General features: G+C 59.2%; 19 protein-coding genes and 1 riboswitch. Of the genes, 17 read left to right on the forward strand and 2 right to left on the reverse strand.

Annotation, left to right across the window (positions count from 1 at the left end; all coding sequences use genetic code 11):
• Positions 1 to 38: 38 nt before the first annotated feature.
• On the reverse strand, positions 39 to 683 hold the full coding sequence (locus C4N24_RS05165) for a TetR/AcrR family transcriptional regulator (RefSeq protein ID WP_112090573.1): 645 nt from the start codon (positions 681 to 683) through the stop codon (positions 39 to 41).
• A gap of 178 nt (positions 684 to 861) precedes the next feature.
• On the opposite strand from C4N24_RS05165, the gene C4N24_RS05170 reads away from it, so the two are divergent.
• The 16 genes from C4N24_RS05170 (at position 862) to rfbB (ending at position 18,118) form a co-directional block, all read left to right on the forward strand.
• The gene (locus C4N24_RS05170) at positions 862 to 2,154 is read left to right on the forward strand and encodes an NAD(P)/FAD-dependent oxidoreductase (protein ID WP_112090574.1); all 1,293 of its coding nucleotides are present in this window, start codon (positions 862 to 864) and stop codon (positions 2,152 to 2,154) included.
• A 54-nt stretch (positions 2,155 to 2,208) separates the two neighbouring features.
• Positions 2,209 to 2,874, forward strand: a complete 666-nt coding sequence (gene cmk, locus C4N24_RS05175; protein ID WP_112090575.1) for a (d)CMP kinase — start codon at positions 2,209 to 2,211, stop codon at positions 2,872 to 2,874.
• A 26-nt stretch (positions 2,875 to 2,900) separates the two neighbouring features.
• The gene (locus C4N24_RS05180) at positions 2,901 to 3,512 is read left to right on the forward strand and encodes a lysophospholipid acyltransferase family protein (RefSeq protein WP_112090576.1); all 612 of its coding nucleotides are present in this window, start codon (positions 2,901 to 2,903) and stop codon (positions 3,510 to 3,512) included.
• Positions 3,513 to 3,515: 3 nt separating this feature from the next.
• A complete protein-coding gene (locus C4N24_RS05185) occupies positions 3,516 to 5,426 on the forward strand; it encodes a bifunctional 4-hydroxy-3-methylbut-2-enyl diphosphate reductase/30S ribosomal protein S1 (RefSeq protein ID WP_112090577.1) in 1,911 nt (636 codons plus the stop codon).
• Positions 5,427 to 5,522: 96 nt separating this feature from the next.
• Complete coding sequence (locus C4N24_RS05190) at positions 5,523 to 6,143, forward strand: GtrA family protein (RefSeq protein WP_112090578.1); 621 nt, start codon at positions 5,523 to 5,525, stop codon at positions 6,141 to 6,143.
• Positions 6,144 to 6,163: 20 nt separating this feature from the next.
• On the forward strand, positions 6,164 to 6,298 hold the full coding sequence (locus tag C4N24_RS15760) for a hypothetical protein (protein ID WP_005927141.1): 135 nt from the start codon (positions 6,164 to 6,166) through the stop codon (positions 6,296 to 6,298).
• An 18-nt stretch (positions 6,299 to 6,316) separates the two neighbouring features.
• Complete coding sequence (gene deoC, locus C4N24_RS05195; protein ID WP_097782685.1) at positions 6,317 to 6,982, forward strand: deoxyribose-phosphate aldolase; 666 nt, start codon at positions 6,317 to 6,319, stop codon at positions 6,980 to 6,982.
• A 217-nt stretch (positions 6,983 to 7,199) separates the two neighbouring features.
• Positions 7,200 to 8,369, forward strand: coding sequence for a GGDEF domain-containing protein (locus tag C4N24_RS05200; protein ID WP_112090579.1), 1,170 nt, complete (start codon positions 7,200 to 7,202; stop codon positions 8,367 to 8,369).
• Between the two features lie 82 nt (positions 8,370 to 8,451).
• Positions 8,452 to 8,550, forward strand: a riboswitch (SAM riboswitch).
• A gap of 99 nt (positions 8,551 to 8,649) precedes the next feature.
• A complete protein-coding gene (gene metK / locus C4N24_RS05205; RefSeq protein ID WP_112090580.1) occupies positions 8,650 to 9,804 on the forward strand; it encodes a methionine adenosyltransferase in 1,155 nt (384 codons plus the stop codon).
• A 201-nt stretch (positions 9,805 to 10,005) separates the two neighbouring features.
• Positions 10,006 to 11,052, forward strand: coding sequence for a SpoIID/LytB domain-containing protein (locus C4N24_RS05210; protein WP_112090581.1), 1,047 nt, complete (start codon positions 10,006 to 10,008; stop codon positions 11,050 to 11,052).
• Positions 11,053 to 11,180: 128 nt separating this feature from the next.
• Positions 11,181 to 13,595, forward strand: coding sequence for a glycosyltransferase family 2 protein (locus C4N24_RS05215; RefSeq protein WP_112090582.1), 2,415 nt, complete (start codon positions 11,181 to 11,183; stop codon positions 13,593 to 13,595).
• Positions 13,596 to 13,599: 4 nt separating this feature from the next.
• Positions 13,600 to 14,424: a glycosyltransferase gene (locus C4N24_RS05220; RefSeq protein ID WP_242983186.1), complete on the forward strand. Its 825-nt coding sequence runs from the start codon at positions 13,600 to 13,602 to the stop codon at positions 14,422 to 14,424.
• A 233-nt stretch (positions 14,425 to 14,657) separates the two neighbouring features.
• Complete coding sequence (rfbA, locus tag C4N24_RS05225) at positions 14,658 to 15,545, forward strand: glucose-1-phosphate thymidylyltransferase RfbA (RefSeq protein WP_112090584.1); 888 nt, start codon at positions 14,658 to 14,660, stop codon at positions 15,543 to 15,545.
• Between the two features lie 22 nt (positions 15,546 to 15,567).
• Positions 15,568 to 16,482 (forward strand): dTDP-4-dehydrorhamnose reductase, encoded by a 915-nt coding sequence (gene rfbD, locus C4N24_RS05230; protein WP_112090585.1) that lies wholly within the window; start codon positions 15,568 to 15,570, stop codon positions 16,480 to 16,482.
• Positions 16,483 to 16,562: 80 nt separating this feature from the next.
• Positions 16,563 to 17,033, forward strand: coding sequence for a hypothetical protein (locus C4N24_RS05235; protein WP_112090586.1), 471 nt, complete (start codon positions 16,563 to 16,565; stop codon positions 17,031 to 17,033).
• A 20-nt stretch (positions 17,034 to 17,053) separates the two neighbouring features.
• A complete protein-coding gene (gene rfbB / locus C4N24_RS05240; RefSeq protein ID WP_112090587.1) occupies positions 17,054 to 18,118 on the forward strand; it encodes a dTDP-glucose 4,6-dehydratase in 1,065 nt (354 codons plus the stop codon).
• 96 nt (positions 18,119 to 18,214) lie between these two features.
• Here rfbB and C4N24_RS05245 read toward each other — a convergent pair whose 3' ends face one another.
• Complete coding sequence (locus C4N24_RS05245; protein ID WP_112090588.1) at positions 18,215 to 18,814, reverse strand: uridine kinase family protein; 600 nt, start codon at positions 18,812 to 18,814, stop codon at positions 18,215 to 18,217.
• A 320-nt stretch (positions 18,815 to 19,134) separates the two neighbouring features.
• Between C4N24_RS05245 and C4N24_RS05250 the strand changes: the two genes are divergently transcribed.
• Positions 19,135 to 19,722, forward strand: coding sequence for a DUF3793 family protein (locus C4N24_RS05250; RefSeq protein ID WP_112090589.1), 588 nt, complete (start codon positions 19,135 to 19,137; stop codon positions 19,720 to 19,722).
• Positions 19,723 to 20,395: the final 673 nt, after the last annotated feature.

The raw sequence follows: 20,395 nt of genomic DNA on the forward strand, positions 1-20,395 counted from the left end.
TGCGTATAAAAAAGGGCGGAGCGTTCCGCCCGGAAAATTCAGCCTTTGATCGGTGTGCACAGCTGCACCAGCTGTGCAGCCTGTGCATCCGTCAAAAGATCCAGCCCAAGCGCATGGGTCATTTGCTGAAACACGAGATTCCGCGCCCGCTGCTGGGCCGGCGTGGTGGGGCGCGTCTGGGGGGAAAGCCAGATGTCTGCCAGCACGAACAGCGCTTCCGCCAGCGCATTGGCATCGGCGGTGTGGATGGAGCCGTCCGCCATGCCCTGCCGGATCATGGGTGCAATACATTCCGGGGCCAGATGCGCTTCAATGTTGGTCAGCTCCATGGCAAGGAACTGCGGGTTGCTGCACAGGTGCGGCAAGGTCTGCGCGATCTGCTGCTGCCGCTGCCCGGCAAAGGATGCTGCAAACACCGCCTGCAGCTTTTGCAGCCCGGTCAGGGACGGGTCGTCCCGGATATGGCGCAGCGGCTCCCACATCTGGTCGCCCAAACGGTCACCGACGCGCTGCGCGATCTCCTCCTTGGAGCGGAAGTGATGGTACACTGCCCCTTTGGAAAGCTTTGTGGCATCAATGATGTCCTGCAGGGTGGTATTCTGGTAGCCCTTCTGGGTGAAGAGCAGGGCAGCGGCGTCTAAGATCTTTTCCACAGTCTGTTCCGGGTATTTGTTGCGCGGCATGGCAGATGCTCCTTTTTTACAAACTAACGGTCTGTAAAAAGAATACCGCAGCCCGGCGGCTTTGTCAAGAGGGCATGGAACCGAAAATCCATTCATTTCCTGCGGCGCTGCATTGCTTTTGTGCGGGGTTTCTGGTATGATACAATAGAATTAACAGGCGATTTTGGGAGGATGACAGATGGCAAGGGTTTTGATCGTGGGAGCCGGGGCAGCCGGACTGATGGCGGCGGGTGCCGCCGTGCGGCAGGGACATCAGGTAACGGTGCTGGAGCATACCGATAAGCCCGGGCAGAAGATCCTTGTCACAGGCAAGGGGCGCTGCAACGTGACCAACGACTGCCCGGCAGAAGAGTTTTTACGCCATGTGCGCACGAACCCGCGCTTTTTGTACTCCTCGCTGGGGGCGTTTCCCCCGGCAAAGACCATGGAGCTGTTCGAAGCTTTGGGCGTGGAGCTGAAGGTGGAGCGCGGACGCCGGGTGTTCCCGGTATCAGATAAGGCCGAGGAGATCCGGCAGGCGCTGCTGCGCTATGCGCAGGATGCGGACATCGTCTACGACGGCGCAAAAAAGCTGCTGCTGGAGGACATCGTGCCCGAGGCAGAGCCCGCCCCGGCGGCAGCGGAAAACCCGCGTCACCCCAAAAAGAAAAAGGCGGGCCCGGCGCTGCGCTGCGTGGGCGTGCGGGGCACTTCCGGCAGGGAATACCGGGCGGACGCGGTGCTGGTGGCCACCGGCGGCGTGAGCTACCCTACCACCGGCTCTACCGGTGACGGCTATAAGCTGGCGCAGCAGGCAGGACACACCCTTGTGGAGCCGGTGCCCAGTCTGGTCAGCCTTGTCAGCCGGGACCCGGACTGCAAAAAGATGATGGGTCTGGCACTGAAAAACGTCACCCTGACCCTGCTGGAGGACGGCAAGGCCATCTTTGACGAGCAGGGCGAGATGCTGTTTACCCACTTTGGCATCAGCGGGCCGCTGACCCTGAGCGCGTCCAGCCATCTGGGGGACATGAAAAAGCACAGGTACATCGCGGAGATCGACCTGAAGCCCGCCCTGAGCGAGGAGCAGCTGTACGACCGCATCACCCGGGACTTTGCCCTGCTGGCAAACCACGCAGCGCAGGGGGCGCTGGTCAAGCTGCTGCCCTCCAGTATGCAGCCGGTGATGGTGGCGCGCTGGGGCATCGACCCCGCCACCAAGGCAAACCAGATCACCCGGGAGCAGAAGCGGGAACTGGTGCAGCTGGTCAAGCACTGGCAGGTGTCCATTGACGCCCGGGGCGACCTTGCCCACGCAGTCATCACCAGCGGCGGCGTATCGGTGCGGGAGGTAGACCCCAAAACCATGCAGAGCAAAAAGGCACTGGGGCTGTACTTTGCGGGCGAGGTGCTGGACGTGGACGCCTACACCGGCGGCTACAATCTGCAAATTGCTTTCTGCACCGCACAAAGCTTTGCGAATAACCTGTAAAAAACAGCACCATCCATTCTGCTGTGTACTATATATAAATAAGGAGAACATATCATGGTATCTGTTGCAATTGATGGGCCTGCGGGTGCGGGCAAATCCACTCTGGCACGCCGTCTGGCGGCAGAGCTGGGCTATATCTATGTGGACACCGGTGCAATGTACCGCGCCATCGGCCTGTACGCCCTGCGCGCGGGCAAGGACCCCAAGGACAACGCAGCGGTGGACGCTCTGCTGCCGGAAATTGAGCTGCGGCTGGCCTCCATTGCGGGCGAGCAGCACATCTACTTGAAGGACGAGGACGTGAGCACCGCCATCCGCACCGAGCAGGCGGGTATGGCAGCCTCTGCCGTGGGTGCAAACCCCGCCGTGCGGGCATTTCTGCTGGACTTGCAGCGCAGCATGGCCAAAAAGCAGGATGTGCTGATGGATGGCCGGGACATCGGCACGGTGGTGCTGCCGGACGCTACGGTGAAGATCTTCCTGACTGCCAGCCCGGAGGCACGCGCCACCCGCCGCTGGAAGGAGTATCAGGCCAAGGGCATCGACACTCCCTACGAGGAAGTGCTGGCAGACGTGAAGCAGCGGGACTATCAGGACACCCACCGCGCCGCCGCCCCGCTGAAGCAGGCGGAGGACGCCGTGCTGCTGGATACCTCGGAACTGGACTTTGAGCAGAGCCTTGACGCCATGAAGCAGATCATTGCCAAGAAGATCGGCTGATAAAACAAACAGGACAGGAATAGAAAATGGTACTATATTATATTCTGGTGCCCCTTGCGTGGCTTGTGTGGCACATCGGCTTTCGCATCCGGGTGGAGGGGCGCGAAAACCTGAAAAAAGTGCAGACGAAGGGCTATATCCTTGCGCCCACCCATGTATCTGCTATCGACCCGGTGTTCATCGTTGTCACCCGGTGGGGCAGGCGGATGGTGGTATTCGCCAAAAAGGAGCTGTTCGAGATCAACGCCTTTCTGACATGGTTCTTCCGCTGCTGCGGCGGCGTGTGCGTCCGCGGCACCAAGGACGAGATGGCGGTCATCTCCCAGACGGTGGAGGCCTGCAAGCAGGGCAGAACACTGCTCATCTTCCCGGAGGGCACCCGCGAAAGGGAGGGCAAACTGCTGCCCCCCAAGAGCGGTCTTTTTGTCATTGCCGCCGAAGCCGGGGTGGACGTTGTGCCCTGCCGCATCTTCTACGACACCCCGGACGGAAAAATGCACCTGTTCTGCAGGGTGCGGGTGATCTACGGCGAGCCGATGCCCGCAGCACAGTTTGCCATGGAAAGCCGCCGGGACACCAAAAAACTCCGTGCCAACAAGCAGGCATTGCTGGAAGCATGGGAAAAGATGGGAGCGTAAAAAATGGAGATCCGTTTGGCTAAAACGGCGGGATTCTGCTTCGGCGTGAACCGTGCCGTGGAACTGACCTATAAGCTGCTGGACGAGGGGCACAGGGTAGCAACGCTGGGCCCGCTGATCCACAACCCACAGGCGGTGGAGGATATGCGGCGCAAGGGTGCACAGGTGGTAAACACCGTGCAGGATGTGCCTGCCGGGTGCGAGGTGGTCATCCGCAGCCACGGGGTGCCCCGCAGCATCTACGACGAGCTGGAGTCGCGCGGCATCCCTTACCACGACGCCACCTGTCCCTTTGTGCAGAAGATCCAGCGCATTGCCGCACAGGCCGAAAAAGAGGGCGCAGTGCTGCTGGTGGCGGGTGATAAGACCCACCCGGAGGTGCAGGGCATCGTGGGACACACCCGGGGCGAGGTGTTCGTTTTTGCCGATTTAGCCGAATTGGAGGCGTGGAACGGCCCTTCTGACCCCCAAAAACCCCTTTTTGCAGTTGCACAGACCACATTTCAGGTAACAAAATGGAAAGAAAGTTCGGAGTTTCTCAAAAAAGCCTATACAAACGCCCGAATTTTTGATACAATATGTAATGCGACGTGGGCGAGGCAACAGGAAGCGGAAGACCTCAGCCAAAAATGCGACATTGTTGTTGTCATTGGCGGTCATCATTCTTCCAATACCCAAAAGCTGGTACAGGTCGCCGCAAAACACACGCGTGCCGTAACGGTCGAGACAGCGAGCGAACTTCGGCCGGAATGGTTTGCAGATGTTAAAGTGGCGGGCGTGACAGCCGGGGCTTCAACGCCATCGTCTATTATTGAGGAGGTACTTAACAGTATGAGCGCAGAAATCAATGACAGCATGAGCTTTGAGGAGATGCTGAACGCATCCGAAGAAAAGCGGGTTCATGCAGGCAGTATTGTGAAAGGAATCGTGACCAGCATCTCTGCCAACGAGATCCAGGTGGATATCGGTGCGAAGCAGACCGGCTTTGTCAAGCTGAGCGAGCTGACCGATGATTCCTCCGCCAAGGTCGAAGACCTGGTGAAGGTTGGCGATGAGCTGGACCTCATCGTCGAGAAGGTTATGGATCAGGATGGCGTCATCCAGCTCTCCCGCAAGAAGCTCGCATCTCGCAAGGGCATGGAAGAGATCGCCAAGGCAGCAGAATCCGGTGAAGTCGTCGAGGGCGATGTTACCGAGTTCAATAAGGGCGGCGTTGTCGTCAACGTCAAGGGCGTCAAGGTGTTCGTTCCCCGTTCTCAGGCCACTATGCGCCGCGACGAGGACTACACTGCTCTGGTCGGCCAGCACGTTCAGCTGGTCGTCACCGAGTGCTCTGGCCGCAAGATCGTGGGCAGCATCAACAAGGTGACCGCTGAGCAGAACAAGGCTAAGCGCGAGGAGTTCTGGGCAAACGTTGAGGTGGGCAAGACCTACACCGGCGTTGTCAAGAGCCTGACCTCTTATGGTGCATTCGTTGACATCGGTGGTGTTGACGGCCTGTGCCACATCAGCGAGCTGAGCTGGAACCGCATCAAGCACCCCTCCGAGGTCGTCTCCGTTGGTGACACCATCGAAGTGTATGTCAAGGACATCGACACCGAGAACCACAAGGTTTCTCTGGGCTACAAGAAGTCCGAGGACAACCCCTGGGAGCAGCTGAAGAACAACTACCCCATCGGCAGCACCTTCCACGCTCCGGTCGTTTCTCTGACCAAGTTTGGTGCATTCGTCCGCATCCTGCCGGGTGTTGACGGTCTGGTCCACATCAGCGAGATCAGCAATGACCGCGTTGAGAAGGTCTCCGACGCACTGAAGGTCGGCGATATGGTCGATGTGAAGCTGCTGGATGTTGACTTCGACAAGAAGCGCATCAGCCTGTCCATGAAGGCTCTGCTGAACGACGACGCTGAGTAATCAGCCCATCGTGCAAAAGCATAGCTTCTGACACAATGCGATCTGCAGCCCCGTTGCCGGGAAAACGGCGGCGGGGCTGTTTTTGTTAACAAAGCCATGATGAAATTTTTAAAAAAGCACTGGGAAGTGCTCAGTTACCTGATCTTTGGCGTGCTGACCACCCTGCTGAACATCCTGCTGTACGCGCTGTTCAGCCGGCTGTTCGGCTATACTGCCGCCAACAGCTGGGGCAATGTGCTGGATAACGCTTTATGCATCCTGTTTGCCTACTGCACCAACCGGGCGTTCGTGTTCCGCAGCAAGACCACCGGCAAAGCGATGGCGAAAGAGTTCGGCACCTTTGTCACCTGCCGTCTGGGCACTATGGTGCTGGATGCCGTCATCATGATCGTGGGCGGCAACTTGCTGGCCGCGCAGGGCGCGGCGCTGGTGGACACCGCCATGCAGGGTCTGCTGGGCGCCGTGGCGGGCTGGCTGGGTCCGGATACTACCCTCTACATGGCAAACAGCTTTGCCGGGAGCCATGCCGCCGTGGCAGATGGCTCCGCTGCCATTGCCGTCATCGGCGGGGCGGACGGCCCCACAGCCATCTTCGTCACCAGCGCCTACGATGCTCAGGCAATGTGGGGCCTTGCCGTGAAGGTCTTTTCCAATGTACTGGTGATCTTGCTGAACTATGTGTTCAGCAAGCTCATTATCTTTAAAAAGAAACAATAATTTTCAGGAGGTACGGTATTATGAAACGTGGTCTGAAAGGGTTCGCATTCCTGGTTTCCGGTCTGGTGCTGGGCATCATTGGTGCAACGGCATCGGTGACTGCGATCGCACTGAGTGCTGTGGGCATGGCAAAGGTGCGCCGTGCCAGCAAGTAAAATAACGGAGGAACGAGCATGAACCGCGAAGAGATCCTGTCCCATGTCGATCATACCCTGCTGAAGCCGGAGGCTACCTGGCCCCAGATCCAGCAGCTGTGTGACGAAGCCATTGCAAACCACACTGCATCTGTCTGCATCAACACCTGCTACGTCAAGCAGGCTGTGGAGTATATGGCAGGCCGCATCCCCGTGTGCTGCGTGGTGGGCTTCCCTCTGGGTGCTATGGATACCGCCAGCAAGGCCTTTGAAGCCAAGACTGCCATTGAGAACGGCGCAGCCGAGGTGGATATGGTCATCAACATCGGCCGCCTGAAGAACAAGGAGTACGATGCTGTCCGCGAGGACATCCGTGCCGTGAAGCAGGCTGTGGGCGATAAGATTTTGAAGGTCATCATTGAGACCTGTCTGCTGACCGAGGAAGAGAAGGAAAAGATGTGCGACATCGTTTGCGAGGCCGGTGCCGACTATATCAAGACCAGCACCGGCTTCTCCACCGCCGGTGCCAACTTCCATGATGTAGAGCTGATGGTCAAGGGCGTGCGTGGCCGCTGCAAGGTCAAGGCTGCCGGCGGCATTTCCACCGTGGAGGATATGGAGACCTTCCTTGCACTGGGCGCTGACCGTCTGGGCACCTCCCGCGCTGTCAAGATCCTGAACGGCGAGCAGGCAAAGGGCTATTAAGTTTTCTGCAAAAAAATGTATTTCGGCAAAGCCTCTGGGCTTGGCTGAACTGCAAAGGATGATCCCCCCAAGGGCTGCTGCACAAATTGCTGTGCAGCGGCCTTTTTGCGTCCAAGCCTTGCAAGCAGGGTGCAGCAGGGTGTATAATAAAATAGATACTGTATAAAACAGGAGGCTGCCCGCTTTATGGGGTAAGGCGGGCAGAGGAGGAAACGCAATGAATATACCCGAGATCCTTGTGGCCAATGGCACAGGGGCGGTGCTGGTAAGCTTTCTGCTTTTGCTGCGGGTGCGCGGCGAGAGCAAAAACAGCGTGGGAACAGAGCTGTTCTGCCGGATTCTGGTGGTGACGCTGCTGGCACAGGCAACAGAGACGATCAGCTTTCTGTTGGACGGCGTGCCCGGCGCGGCAAGCCGGTTCTGGCTGTACCTGACCAACACCGTCTGCACCGGCGCTACCGTGAGCGTGGGCTATGCGTGGTGTTTGTATGTGGACTTCCGGGTTTACCGCAGCATTGGACGCCTGCGCAGAAGACACTTTCTGCTGGGCGCGCCGCTGCTGGCGCTTTTGGTGCTGCTGGTGGCAAACCTTTTTGGCACGGGGTGGATCTTTGCCATCTCGGCGGACAACGCTTACCATCGGGGCCCGCTGAACATTTTGCTGTATCTGCTGCTGTTCAGCTATTACGCCGAGAGCGTGTGGCAGGTGCATAAGGCCAAGCGCGATGGCGTTACGGTGGAGTTTTTCCCGGTGTACTACTTCGTGGTTACCTGTGCGGTGGGCACGCTGCTGCAGGGCGCATTCTACGGCATGGCCTTTGGCTGGCTGTCAGTAGCCATCGCTTTTGTGCTTGTGGACAGTCAGACCCGCAGCCTGCGCGGCTATACCGATGAACTGTCCGGCCTGTTTGGGCGCAAGTACATGAACTACTGTCTGGACCGCATCCACGCCACGCAGGAGAAGGACGTTTACGGCATCATGATGGACGTGAACTGCTTCAAGGAGATCAATGATACCTACGGTCACGCCGAGGGCGACCGCGCCATTCAGGAGATCGGGCACATCCTGTCCGGGGCGCTGGCAGCAAACTCGGTAGCCATCCGCATGAGCGGCGACGAGTTCATGGTGCTGATCCGTCATGGCTCGGAGGAGCTTTTGGATAAGACCTGCGCCGCCATCGAGCGGCGGGTGCAGCACTATAACGAAACCGCTCCGGCGGGCAGCTTTCAGCTGTCCTTCTCTACCGGCGTGGCAAAGTACGAGGGCGGCAGCGTGGAGAAGTTTCTGGTGGAGCTGGATCAGCGGATGTACGCGGAAAAGCGCGCTTTCCACGCCGCCCGGGATAGCCATGCAGCACCGGAGCAGGGAAATGCTCCATCAATTTAAAAGGAATGTCTAAAATAAGTGAGACTTATCTTGACAATCTGACGCTGCAATGATAGAATATGGAGCGTACCAATTGAATACCGACTTATCAAGAGCGGCTGAGGGGACAGGCCCTGTGAAGCCCGACAACCTGCGCGAGAGCGTAAGGTGCCAAATCCTGCGGGAAACCGGAAGATAAGAGTGCAACGCTCAGAGCTTTCGGCTCTGGGCGCTTTTATTTTTCAGAACAAACTTGATGGAATGGTAAATACAAGCAACTGCAACATTTAGGAGGCAAAAAATGGCTAGACACCTGTTTACTTCGGAGTCCGTTACCGAGGGACATCCTGACAAGATCTGCGACCAGATCTCTGATGCGATCCTTGACGAGATCCTGACCCACGACCCTGATGCCCGCGTGGCCTGCGAGACCTGCGCATCCACCGGCCTTGTGCACATCATGGGCGAGATCACCACCAGCTGCTATGTGGACTTCCAGAAGGTCGTCCGCGAGGTGGTGGCAGATATCGGCTACACCCGCGCAAAGTTCGGCTTTGACGCCGACACCTGCGCCGTCATCTCCAACATTGACGGCCAGAGCCCCGATATTGCACTGGGCACCAACGATCAGGTGGGCGGTGCAGGCGATCAGGGCATGATGTTCGGTTATGCCTGCGACGAGACCCCCGAGCTGATGCCCATGCCCATCAGCCTTGCCCACAAGCTGGCAAAGCGCCTGACTGAGGTGCGCAAGAGCGGCGAGATGGACTACCTGCGCCCGGACGGCAAGAGCCAGGTGACCGTGGAGTACGACGAGAACAACAAGCCCGTGCGCGTGGATGCCGTGGTCATCTCCAGCCAGCACAGCGAGAGCGTGAGCATGGAGCAGCTGCGGGCAGACGTGATGGAAAAGGTCATCAAGGCCACCATCCCCGCCGAGCTGCTGGACGAGAACACCAAGTACTACATCAACCCCACCGGCCGCTTTGTTGTGGGCGGCCCGCAGGGCGATACCGGCCTGACCGGCCGTAAGATCATCGTGGACACCTACGGCGGCTATGCACGCCACGGCGGCGGCGCTTTCTCCGGCAAGGACCCCAGCAAGGTGGACCGCAGCGCAGCCTACGCTACCCGCTGGGTGGCAAAGAACATCGTGGCTGCGGGTCTGGCAAAGCAGTGCGAGGTGCAGGTGGCCTACGCCATCGGTGTGGCAAAGCCCGTGTCCATCATGGTGGATACCTTCGGCACCGGCACTGTGGCAGACGAGAAGATCGAGCAGGCTGTGGAGAAGGTGTTTGACCTGACCCCCGCCGCCATCATCCGCGAGCTGGATCTGCGCAAGCCCATCTACCGCCAGCTGGCCGCCTACGGCCACATGGGCCGCGAGGATCTGGGCGTGAAGTGGGAGAACACCGACCGCGTGGATGCCCTGAAGGCTGCCGTGGCTGCCCTGTAAAAAGCGTTTTTCCATAGAAGGTAAGTGAAGAAAAAAGCCGCTGCACCTGACCGTGCGGCGGCTTTTTTGCGGGTGCGGCAGCGCTTGCCCAAAACGGTACTGTAAAATACATAACTCCGGTTCTTGCCCGGCGGCGCTGGCTGTGTTACACTAAGGTCATATCAAACTGCAAGAATATGCCCACAAGGAGGGAACCGGACTTTGAAACATCTGCATTCTTTTGCCCGCCGTGCGGCGGCTTTTCTGCTGGCGGCGGTGCTGTGCGTCTGCATCCCGGCGGCAGCGGCTTCGGCTGCCACCACCATCGGCGGGGCCGATACCACCCTGATCCCCGCAGAGGACGAAAACTGTCTCAGCTGGCTGTTTGGCTCCAAGGATAAGATCACCATGCCCTACCTGAACATCAAGGGGCAGGGGCTCAAGCGCAATGTCACACTGGATCTGGTGGATTGTCTGGTGGGCATCACCTACACCGAGCTTGGCTCCATTGGCAGCTATGTCAGCGCCAGCGCTGCGCAGCAGGCGTGGAAGGCGCAGGCGGTGGCCATCCACTCTTATCTGGAATACCACAAACAGTACGGCTCGTCCGCCAATGCGCTGATCTACACCCCGGTCAGCCAGATCCCGTCCTCCACCCGCAGCGCCATCCGCAAGGCGGTGCAGGCGGTCAGGGATGAGGTGCTGGTGTACAACGGCAGCGTGTGCGATGCGGTATGGTCGGCCAGTGCGGGCTACAACACCCAGACCGGCGTGTACGGCACCTGCGCCAGTCTGGACGCATGGGGCACGGACGTGCCCTACCTGCAAAGCGTGGAAAGCCCCTACGAGGAGCAGTACCACAACCTGCTGCGCCGGGTGATCGGCAAGGACTACACCTATATAGAATACAACGACAGCCGCACCGGCGAGCCCTACCAGAGCGCCGACACCACCCACAAGGATCTGGGCGGCTTTGTACAGTACAACACACTGGTGTCCAACGGGCGCAGCTACCGGTACATCAACCAGTTCGTTTCCTCCCGCTACTGCTTCGATTTCGGCACCGATGCCGGCGGCACCCCCTGCATGACCTATTACGGCTATGGTCACGGCGTGGGCATGAGCCAGTGCGGCGCAGTGGGCTACGCCGCCGAGGAAGGCATGAACTACAAGCAGATCTTACAGCACTACTACACCGGGGCGCAGATCCGTACCCGCACTACCCGCAGCGGCGGGCTGTTCGGCTGGCTTACGGGGTTGTTCCGCTGAGCGGCTATTTGACTGAAATTTTGGAAAAACCTTCTCAAACGCCGTAGGATTTGGTATACTATATCCGTTTGTGAAAAATGAACGGGAAACATAACTGCGCAGAAAAACGCACGGATTGGAGTATCAGCATGGAGTTGGATCAGGAAAAGCAGAATCAGGAGGCCGCCGAGCGCTGCCGTGCACTGGCACAGCGCATCGTGCGGGAACTGGCACCCCGCAGTGTGCAGGTGCTGGAGAACAGCGGCCTGCTGGAAGAGGCTTTTGGCAAAATGAATACCACGGTGGTGCAAAGCAGCCCGGAGCTGCTGGTGGTGGCAGACCCTCAGTGGGTCACCCTGCCCGCCGTGCAGGCCGAAAAGGTGATGCTGGTGTGCGATGAGTACACCGGTATGGCAGACTGCGCAAAGCAGCTTGCCGCACAGGGCTTTTGCCGGGAGTTTGCATGGAAGGACAGCGGCAAGGAGCAGCTGACGGCGCTGTTCTGCCGCATGGCTGCCCCGGAGCTGCCGGAGCTGGAGACGGGCTATGAGCAGCAGCTGGACGTTTTGCGGGAGCGTACTGCGCAGGCCGAGCGCACCGCCGCCGAACAGGCTGCCCAGCTGGAGCGGCTGCGCAGCGACCTTTCCCTGAGCCGCAGCCACGAGCAGGACTTGGAAAAGACCCTGAACAGTGTGGTCAACTCCACCTTCTGGAGGGCCAGCTGGCCGCTGCGGTATCTGGTAAGCAAGTGCCGCCAACTGTGGCGCAGCTTCCCGCTCTTCGTCTTTTTTGCCACCCTGCGCCGGGTGGGCTTTGCGGGCGTAATGGCACAGGCCAAGGCCAAGCGGGAGTATAAAAAGCTGTTCCCGGGCAAGGCCATGCCCGCCGACCGCTTTGCGGACGTGGAACTGCTGGTAAAGCAGGCCGCAGACCAGCCCGCTGCACCGTGCATCAGCATCGTGGTGCCGCTGTACAACACCCCCCACGATTTTCTGGTGGAGCTGCTGGACTCGGTGCAGAACCAGACCTACCGCAACTGGGAGCTGTGCATGGTGGATGCCGGACAGGACGCGGACGTGGGTGTCCTTGTGCAGGAGCGTGCCCGCACCGACAGCCGCATCCGCTACCGGAAACTGGACAGCAACGAGGGCATTGCGGGCAACACCAATCAGGGCTTTGCCCTTGCCACGGGTGAATATATCGCTCTGCTGGACCATGACGACATCCTGCACCCCTGTGCACTGTGGTATGTGGCGGAAGCCATTGCCAAGCAGGGCGCGGACTTTGTGTACACCGACGAAGTGACCTTTGAAGGGGACATCGACCACCTGACGGTCTACCACTTCAAGCCGGATTATATGCTGGATAACCTGCGCTCCAACAACTATATCTGCCACCTGAGCGTGTTCAGCGCGGCGCTGCTGGCAAAGGTGGGCGGCGACGAGCGGGCAGAGTTCAACGGCAGTCAGGATTACGACCTCTACCTGCGCCTGACCGAGCAGGCAGAGAAGATCGTGCACATCCCGCATCTGCTGTACTACTGGCGTTCCAGCCCCGCAAGCGTGGCCAGCAACATCTCCGCCAAGACCTACTGTCTGGAAGCAGCTATGAAGGCGCTGCGCGCCCACTACGACCGCATGGGCGTGCCGGTGGACGCAGTGACCATGGTGCCCAACACCCCGGGCTTTTATAAGACCGATTACACCATCACAAAGCCCGGGCGGGTCAGCGTGCTGATCCCCAGCTGCGACCATTCGGGCGACCTGCGGGTGTGCGTGGAGTCCATCTACCGCAAGACCACCTACCCGGATTTTGAAGTGATCATCATCGAGAACAACAGCAAGGAGCCTGCCACCTTCCGCTGCTACGAGCAGCTGCAAAAGGAGTACCAGGACACTCTGCATCTGCTCACATGGCAGGGCACCGGCTTCAATTACAGCGCCCTGAACAACTTTGGCGCAAAGGCTGCCACCGGCGAGTATCTGCTGCTGCTCAACAACGACACCGAGGTCATCTCTCCCCGCTGGATGGAAGAGATGGTCATGTACGCCCAGCAGGATCGCGTGGGCTGCGTAGGCGCAAAGCTGCTCTACCCGGACAACACCATCCAGCACGCAGGCATCGGCTTTGGTTTCCGGACGCTGGCGGCGCATATGCACAAGAACTTCCCTGTGGGACACCCCGGCTATATGGGACGGCTTTCCTACGCGCAGGACGTGTACGCGGTGACCGCCGCCTGCCTGATGGTGCGCAAGGATGTGTACGAGCAGGTGGGCGGGCTGGACGAGAGCTTTGCCGTGGCCTTCAACGACGTGGACTTCTGCGTCCGTGTGCGGGAGGCAGGCTACACCAATGTGTTCACCCCCTTTGCGCAGCTGTACCACTACGAGAGCAAGAGCCGCGGCTTGGACGAGAGCCCGGTCAAGCGCAAGCGCTTTGTCTCCGAGGTGGAGCGCTTCCAGAAGCGGTGGGCAAAGCAGCTGGCTGCGGGCGACCCCTGCATGAACCCCAACTTTGATCTGATGAAGGAGGACTTCAGCTTTGACATCAAGCCGCTGGAGTGAGCCTTTGACCCAAATTGAAACGAAAGGGGAAACGCAGATGGAGCTTTCGGCCTGCATCGTGGTGTATAACGGCGCACAGGAAGCCATCAAGGCCGCGCAGACCGTGCTGGACTGCACCCGCCGCTACCCGCTTACGCTGTATCTGGTGGATAACGCCAGCCCGGACGACAGCGGCAAGCGGCTGACCGCTGCCGCAAAGGACGGCACTCTGCGCACCGCCCCCGGGCAGACCGTGCAGGTGCTCTGCCGGCTGGAGAACGGCGGCTTCGGCACCGGGCACAACACGGTGCTCTCGCTGCTGCACAGCCGGGTGCACTTTATCCTGAACCCGGATATCCAGCTGACCGCAGATACCCTGAGCGACCTTGCCGACTGGATGGCGGCGCACCCCGGCGTGGTGATGACCCGCCCTGGGCTGACCTTCCCGGACGGCAGACCCCAGCAGCTGCCGCTGCGCCGGTGCAATGTGCGCGCTATGGTCTACCGTCAGCTGCCCTGTCTGCGCTTTTGGGCAAAGTACAACGACCGCTACCTGATGGCAGACAAGGATCTGACAAAGCCTACCGAGATCGAGTTCTGCACCGGCAGCTTTTCGGCGGTGGACACTGCCGCCTTCAAGGCCGTGGGCGGCTTTGACGAGGGGTACTTTATGTATGTGGAGGACGCCGATCTTACCCAAAAAATGCGCACGCAGGGCAAGGCATATCTGGTGCCCCAGTACACCGCCATCCACGCATGGCACCGCGCGGCGCACCGCAGCCTGAAGCCTTTTCTGTGGCAGCTGCGCAGCCTGCTGCGCTACTTTTCCAAATGGGGTTTTGCGTGGTGAGCGGGGACGAAAAATATTGTTTTTGATCCGCAGAAAGCGGCGTGCCATCGGCACGCCGCTTTCTGACGTTTCACCCTCTTGCATTTTGCGTGCTTTCATAGTAAAATAAAGTGTACTGCTATCGTCTTTTGCAAAAATACGGACGCGGCAGACCCAAAATTGTTTACAGCGGACGCAGCTCCGCTTTGAATTAAGCTGCACATCTTTTTATAAGAAAAAAGGAGTGCACAAGTATGAAAGGCATTATTCTCGCCGGCGGTGCCGGCACACGGCTCTATCCTTTGACCATGGTCACCAGCAAACAGCTGCTGCCGGTCTACGACAAGCCGATGATCTACTATCCGCTGTCCACCCTTATGCTGGCGGGCATTCAGGATATCCTGATCATCTCTACCCCTACCGATACGCCCCGCTTTGAGGCGCTGCTGGGCGATGGCAGCCAGTACGGCATCCATCTGCAGTATAAGGTGCAGCCCTCCCCGGACGGTCTGGCACAGGCCTTTATTCTGGGCGAAGAGTTCATTGGCGATGACTGCTGCGCCATGATCCTGGGCGATAACATTTTCTACGGCAACGGCTTCTCCAAGCTGCTCAAGAGCGCTGCGGCCAATGCAGAGAACAAGGGTCGCTGCACCGTGTTCGGCTACTATGTGCAGGATCCCGAGCGCTTTGGCATCGTGGAGTTCGACAAGGACGGCAAGGTGCTCAGCGTGGAGGAAAAGCCCCAGCATCCCAAGTCCAACTATGCCATCACCGGTCTGTACTTCTACAACAAGGAAGTGGTGGAGATGGCAAAGCAGGTAAAGCCCTCTGCCCGCGGCGAGCTGGAGATCACCACCCTGAACGATATGTACCTGAAGAAGGACGAGCTGGATGTGCAGCTGCTGGGCCGCGGCTTTGCATGGCTGGATACCGGCACGATGGAAAGCCTTGTGGAGGCTGCCGACTTTGTGCACATGATCGAAAAGCGTCAGGGCATCAAGATCAGCGCACCGGAGGAGATCGCCTTTAAGTACGGCTGGATCGACCGCGACACCCTGCTGGAAAGCGCCCAGCGCTATGGCAAGAGCCCCTACGGCCAGCACCTGAAAAACGTGGCCGAAGGCAAGCTGCGCTACTAAGCATAAGGAAAGGCACATTGGTATGAAAATCATTGTCACAGGCTGCAAAGGGCAGCTGGGCACGGAGCTGCTCAAGCAGCTGCAGGAGGGCCGCAGCGAGCTGGGCCCCATCCCCGAAAAGCTGCTCAACGCTACGGTGATCCCGGTGGATCTGCCGGAGCTGGATATCTCCAACTACAAGATGGTGGACGAGTTCGTGCGGCGCAACCGCCCGGATATCATCATCAACTGCGCCGCCTACACCAACGTGGACGGGTGCGAAGTGCACCACGACGATGCCTTTAAGGCAAACGCCCTTGGCCCCCGCAATCTGGCGCAGGCTGCCGAAAAGACCGGCGCACGGTTGGTGCACGTTTCCACCGACTATGTGTTTTCCGGCCGGGAAAACGGCGGCATTCCGCAGGATGAAGCCACCCTGCCCGGGCCCATCAGCGCCTACGGCTCTACCAAGCTCATGGGTGAAAAGTATGTGGAGCAGTTCTGCCACCGCCACTTCATCGTGCGTACCGCATGGCTGTACAGCTACTACGGCAAAAACTTTGTCAAGACCATCGTGAATGCCGGCAAAAAGTTCGGTAAGCTGGAGGTGGTCAACGACCAGTGCGGCAACCCCACCAACGCAGTCGACCTTGCCCACGAGATCCTGCAGCTGTGCGTGACCCACGAGTACGGCTTGTACCACTGCACCGGCGAGGGCATCTGCTCGTGGTACGATTTTGCTGCCGAGATCATCCGCCTTTCCGGCGTAGATGCTACCGTAGCCCCCTGCACCAGCGAGGAGTACAAGGCAAAACACCCGGACAGCGCCGACCGCCCCAAGTGGAGCGCACTGGACAACCGGATGCTGCGCTGCACTGTGGGCAACGATGTCCGCGACTGGAAGGACGCACTGGCCTGCTTCTTCGCCAACTGGGACGGCGAAAACGGCATGAAGTAAAGAAGCCGTTTTCATAAGCGCACCGCTTACGAAAACAGCTTTTAAAACAACACCCCCTGCGGAAGAACTGAGGATGTATCATGTTTGATGCGATTTTTAGCAGATCTGTCAAGATATTAAAGATCTTTGCAAAGGTGCAGTGTGTGCTGTCCTTTGTGCTTGCGGCCATGCTGTGCGGTTCGATCCATGAAGCACTGAAGCCCTTCAGCCAGTTTTCAGCCATCGTGGTGGGGCTGGTGGCCGCTGTGGTGCTGTGGGTGCTGCAGATGTTCCTTGCATGGGCACTGTATGCCTTTGCGGAGCTGGTGGAGTACACCAAAGAGACTCACAAGGAGCTCAGCAACATGAGCGAGGGTCTGGCACGGTACACCCAAGCCACCTATGAGGAAATCCACAGCATGAACAAAGGGCTGGAAGCATACGCCAAGGCCATGGGCAAGACCATGAACAGCATGAACAAGAACCTCTACCTTGTGGCAAAGTACTGCTGCGCCGAGGAGGAACGCGCCCGCGCCGCAGCCCGCCCGCAGTCCGGGAACAACAACAAATAAATAAAGGGGAATACTGACCTATGAAAACCTATCTGATCACCGGCTGCGCCGGTTTTATCGGTTCCAACTTTGTGCACTATATGCTCAAAAAATACCCGGAGATCCTGCTGGTCAATCTGGATAAGCTGACCTACGCAGGCAATCTGGAAAACCTGAAGGACGTGGAGGGCGACCCCCGCCATGTGTTCGTGCAGGGCGATATCTGCGATAAGGAGCTGGTGGAGAGCCTGTTTGCAAAGTACGATTTCGACTACGTCATCAACTTTGCCGCCGAGAGCCATGTGGACCGCTCCATCAAGAACCCCGAGATCTTTGTGCAGAGCAACGTGATGGGCACCGTCAACCTGCTGCAGCGCGCCAAGGAGGCATGGTACGACGCCGATGCCAAGACTTGGAAAGAGGGCAAGAAGTACCTGCAGGTCTCCACCGATGAGGTGTACGGCGCTCTGGGCGCAGACGGCTTCTTTATGGAGACCACGCCCCTGTGCCCCCACAGCCCCTACTCCTCCTCCAAGGCCAGCGCCGATATGTTCGTCATGGCCTTCCACGACACCTACGGGATGCCGGTGAACATCACCCGCTGCTCCAACAACTACGGCCCCTACCAGTTCCCGGAGAAGCTGATCCCCCTGATGATCAACAACGTCAAGCACCACAAGCAGCTGCCTGTCTACGGTGATGGTATGCAGATCCGCGACTGGCTGTATGTGGAGGATCACTGCAAGGCCATTGATATGGTGGCCAACGGCGGCAAGATCGGCGAGGTGTACAACGTGGGCGGCCACAACGAGCGCCCCAACATCTTCATCGTCAAGACCATCATCGCTCAGCTCCACGACCGTCTGCAGGACGAGGGCATCAGCGAGGAGCTGATCAAGCACGTTGCCGACCGTCTGGGTCACGACCGCCGCTACGGCATCGACCCCACCAAGATTAAGAACGATCTGGGCTGGTACCCCGAAACTCCCTTTGAGAAGGGCATCGTGCTGACCATTGACTGGTACCTGAACCACGAGGAGTGGATGAACCACGTCACCAGCGGCGACTACCAGAACTACTATCAGGATATGTACAAGAATAAGTAACAGACTGTAAATTTAAACTCCCCCTGCATCTCACGGTGCAGGGGGAGTTTTTGGTTCAAGTACAGCGCTTGCTTTCCCTGCGGAGCGGAGCGCATTTCAAATCGTCCCGCCTGCGGTGGTGTCCACCACAAAATCCGCGCTTTCGGCAACGCCATACTGCGCAAAATAACCCTCCTCCAGCGGCACCCACCGGGCGGCAAAATCCGCGTAGCGTGCGCCCTCCCGCGCTTGTAAGCGCCGGGTCTGCTCGGGCTTTGCGCAGGTCACGAATACCCGCAGCGTCTCGTAGGGGCGCAGCAGCGGGTGGTGGCTGTAACTGCCCTCTAAAATCACCAGCGGCTGCGCGGGCAGCTGCACCGGGGGTAGATAAGCCCCCTCCCGGCAGCTGTACGCCCGGTAGGCCACCGTCTGCCCCGCGTAGGCCAGGCGCAGCGCTTCGTCCCGCAGACGGGTAAGATCCATGTTGGCGCAGGGGGTGTGCGCCCAGTCCGGGATGCGCTGCGCGGGCGGCAGATAGAAATCATCCGTGCGCAGCAGGGTGCAGCCGGGCAGCTGCGCCGCCAGCCCGTTGGCAAGGGTGGTCTTGCCGCTGCCGCAGCGGCCGTCCAGCGCCAGCACCAGCGGGCGGGTGGGCTTTTGCGCCAGCGCGGCGCTCAGCAGCGCAGACAGGGTGGACGCGGTGATGGGTGTGGGCATGGGGGTGAACCTCCTTGGCAGGGTGCGCCCCAAGGGGCAGACCCGAGAATATCCCCATTATACCACGACTGCCACCGGAAGGGTAGAGCGGGTGTGGTTTGTTATAAATAACTTTTTTGTCATAAAGGCTTGACACAGCCGGTGGTGCTGTGGTACACTACTGACGTTAGAAATAACTAACCACATAAGACCCCACCGGCAGTGCCCGCAGCCCGAGCGTGCTGCTTCTTTTTTGAAGTGCTGGTTAGCTATGTCTTACTCATAACAGCCCGGCATCCGGGGCACACTGACCCTGACACCGCCGCCAAAGGAGAACCGCCATGGAGCGTGATTTTGAGACCGTAATGATCGAACAATGTGCCCCGGTACTGGCGGGGCTGAAGCCTGCGGGGCTGTTCCGCTACGAAACGCGCGACCGTGCCGACCTTGCCCGGCGGGTGGCGGGCTGGAACGCCCAGCTGAACCCTAAGGGCTTGCAGGTGCGGGTGCTGCGGGGGTGCATCGCTACCCGGCAGTATCTGGTGTACGTCTACCGCGCCGCCAAGCTGCAAACGGTGCTGGCAGATGCCGCCGTGCGCGGCTTTTTAGCCCGGGAGGGCTACCGTCTGCCGGAAGATGCCGCGGACTGCGGTGCCTTGCTCGACCAGCTCAGCCTGCGTCTGTGCTGTGCGGCAGAGGCGGCGGATTTCCCCCACGAGATCGGGGTATTTCTGGGCTATCCGCTGGAGGACGTCGTGGGCTTTATCCGGCACCGGGGCAAGTGCTTTACCTGCTGCGGATGCTGGAAATCCTACGGCGACCCCGCCGCCGCCCAGCAGCACTTTGACCAGCTGGCCAAGTGCACAGCGGTGTATCTGCGGCTGTTCCACAGCGGCACGCCCATTTTAAAGCTGGCAGTCGCCGCCTGAAAAATTGATATTCTCTTTTCAAATACTCTCTTTTATCCTGGCAACTCTCCTATGCTTCCGACACAGGAGAGAGCGATCCTCCTTTTTACACATGACCGCCCGGTGCAGTTTTGACCCCTGCGCCGGGCAGTCGTGCGTTTGGGGGAATGCGCTCCCGCGCGGGGTGGGACGATTGGGAATGCGCTGCGCTCCGCGGGGGAAGTTTCTGCCTGCCTTCAGCGTGCAGGGACGCTCCGCTGGGCCAGAGGCAGGGAGGGGTGTTCCGACTCCCCCCTCCCTACCTCTGGACTCCACCCACCCCGCAACGGGTCAAGGGCTGCTCGCCCTTGACAAACCTAAAGAAGAAGTCGAAGCACAAAAAAGCTAGCGCTGCGCCAGTCGGCGCTATCGCTTTAACGCTTTTTTCGCTTCTCCATTAAAAGCCCCTCAGTCGCTGCGCGACAGCTCCCCCAAGGGGGAGCGAGCACGCCCGCACACTTTGCGCTTGAGCCGGGAAGTGTACCGCTATGCCAAGGGCCCCATCCCAGAGGGGGCTGGCACGGCGATAGCCGTGACTGGGGGAGTTTAGCGCGTTAGCGCCTGAGAGGGTTTTCTCCGTCACCCTGCCCTATAAAACTGCAAAACACTCCCTAAAAATGTAAACATTAGCTAACTTTATTTCAAAAAATAAAGT

Source organism: Faecalibacterium prausnitzii (genome assembly GCF_003287405.1).
Taxonomy (GTDB): Bacteria; Bacillota; Clostridia; order Oscillospirales; family Ruminococcaceae; genus Faecalibacterium; species Faecalibacterium intestinale.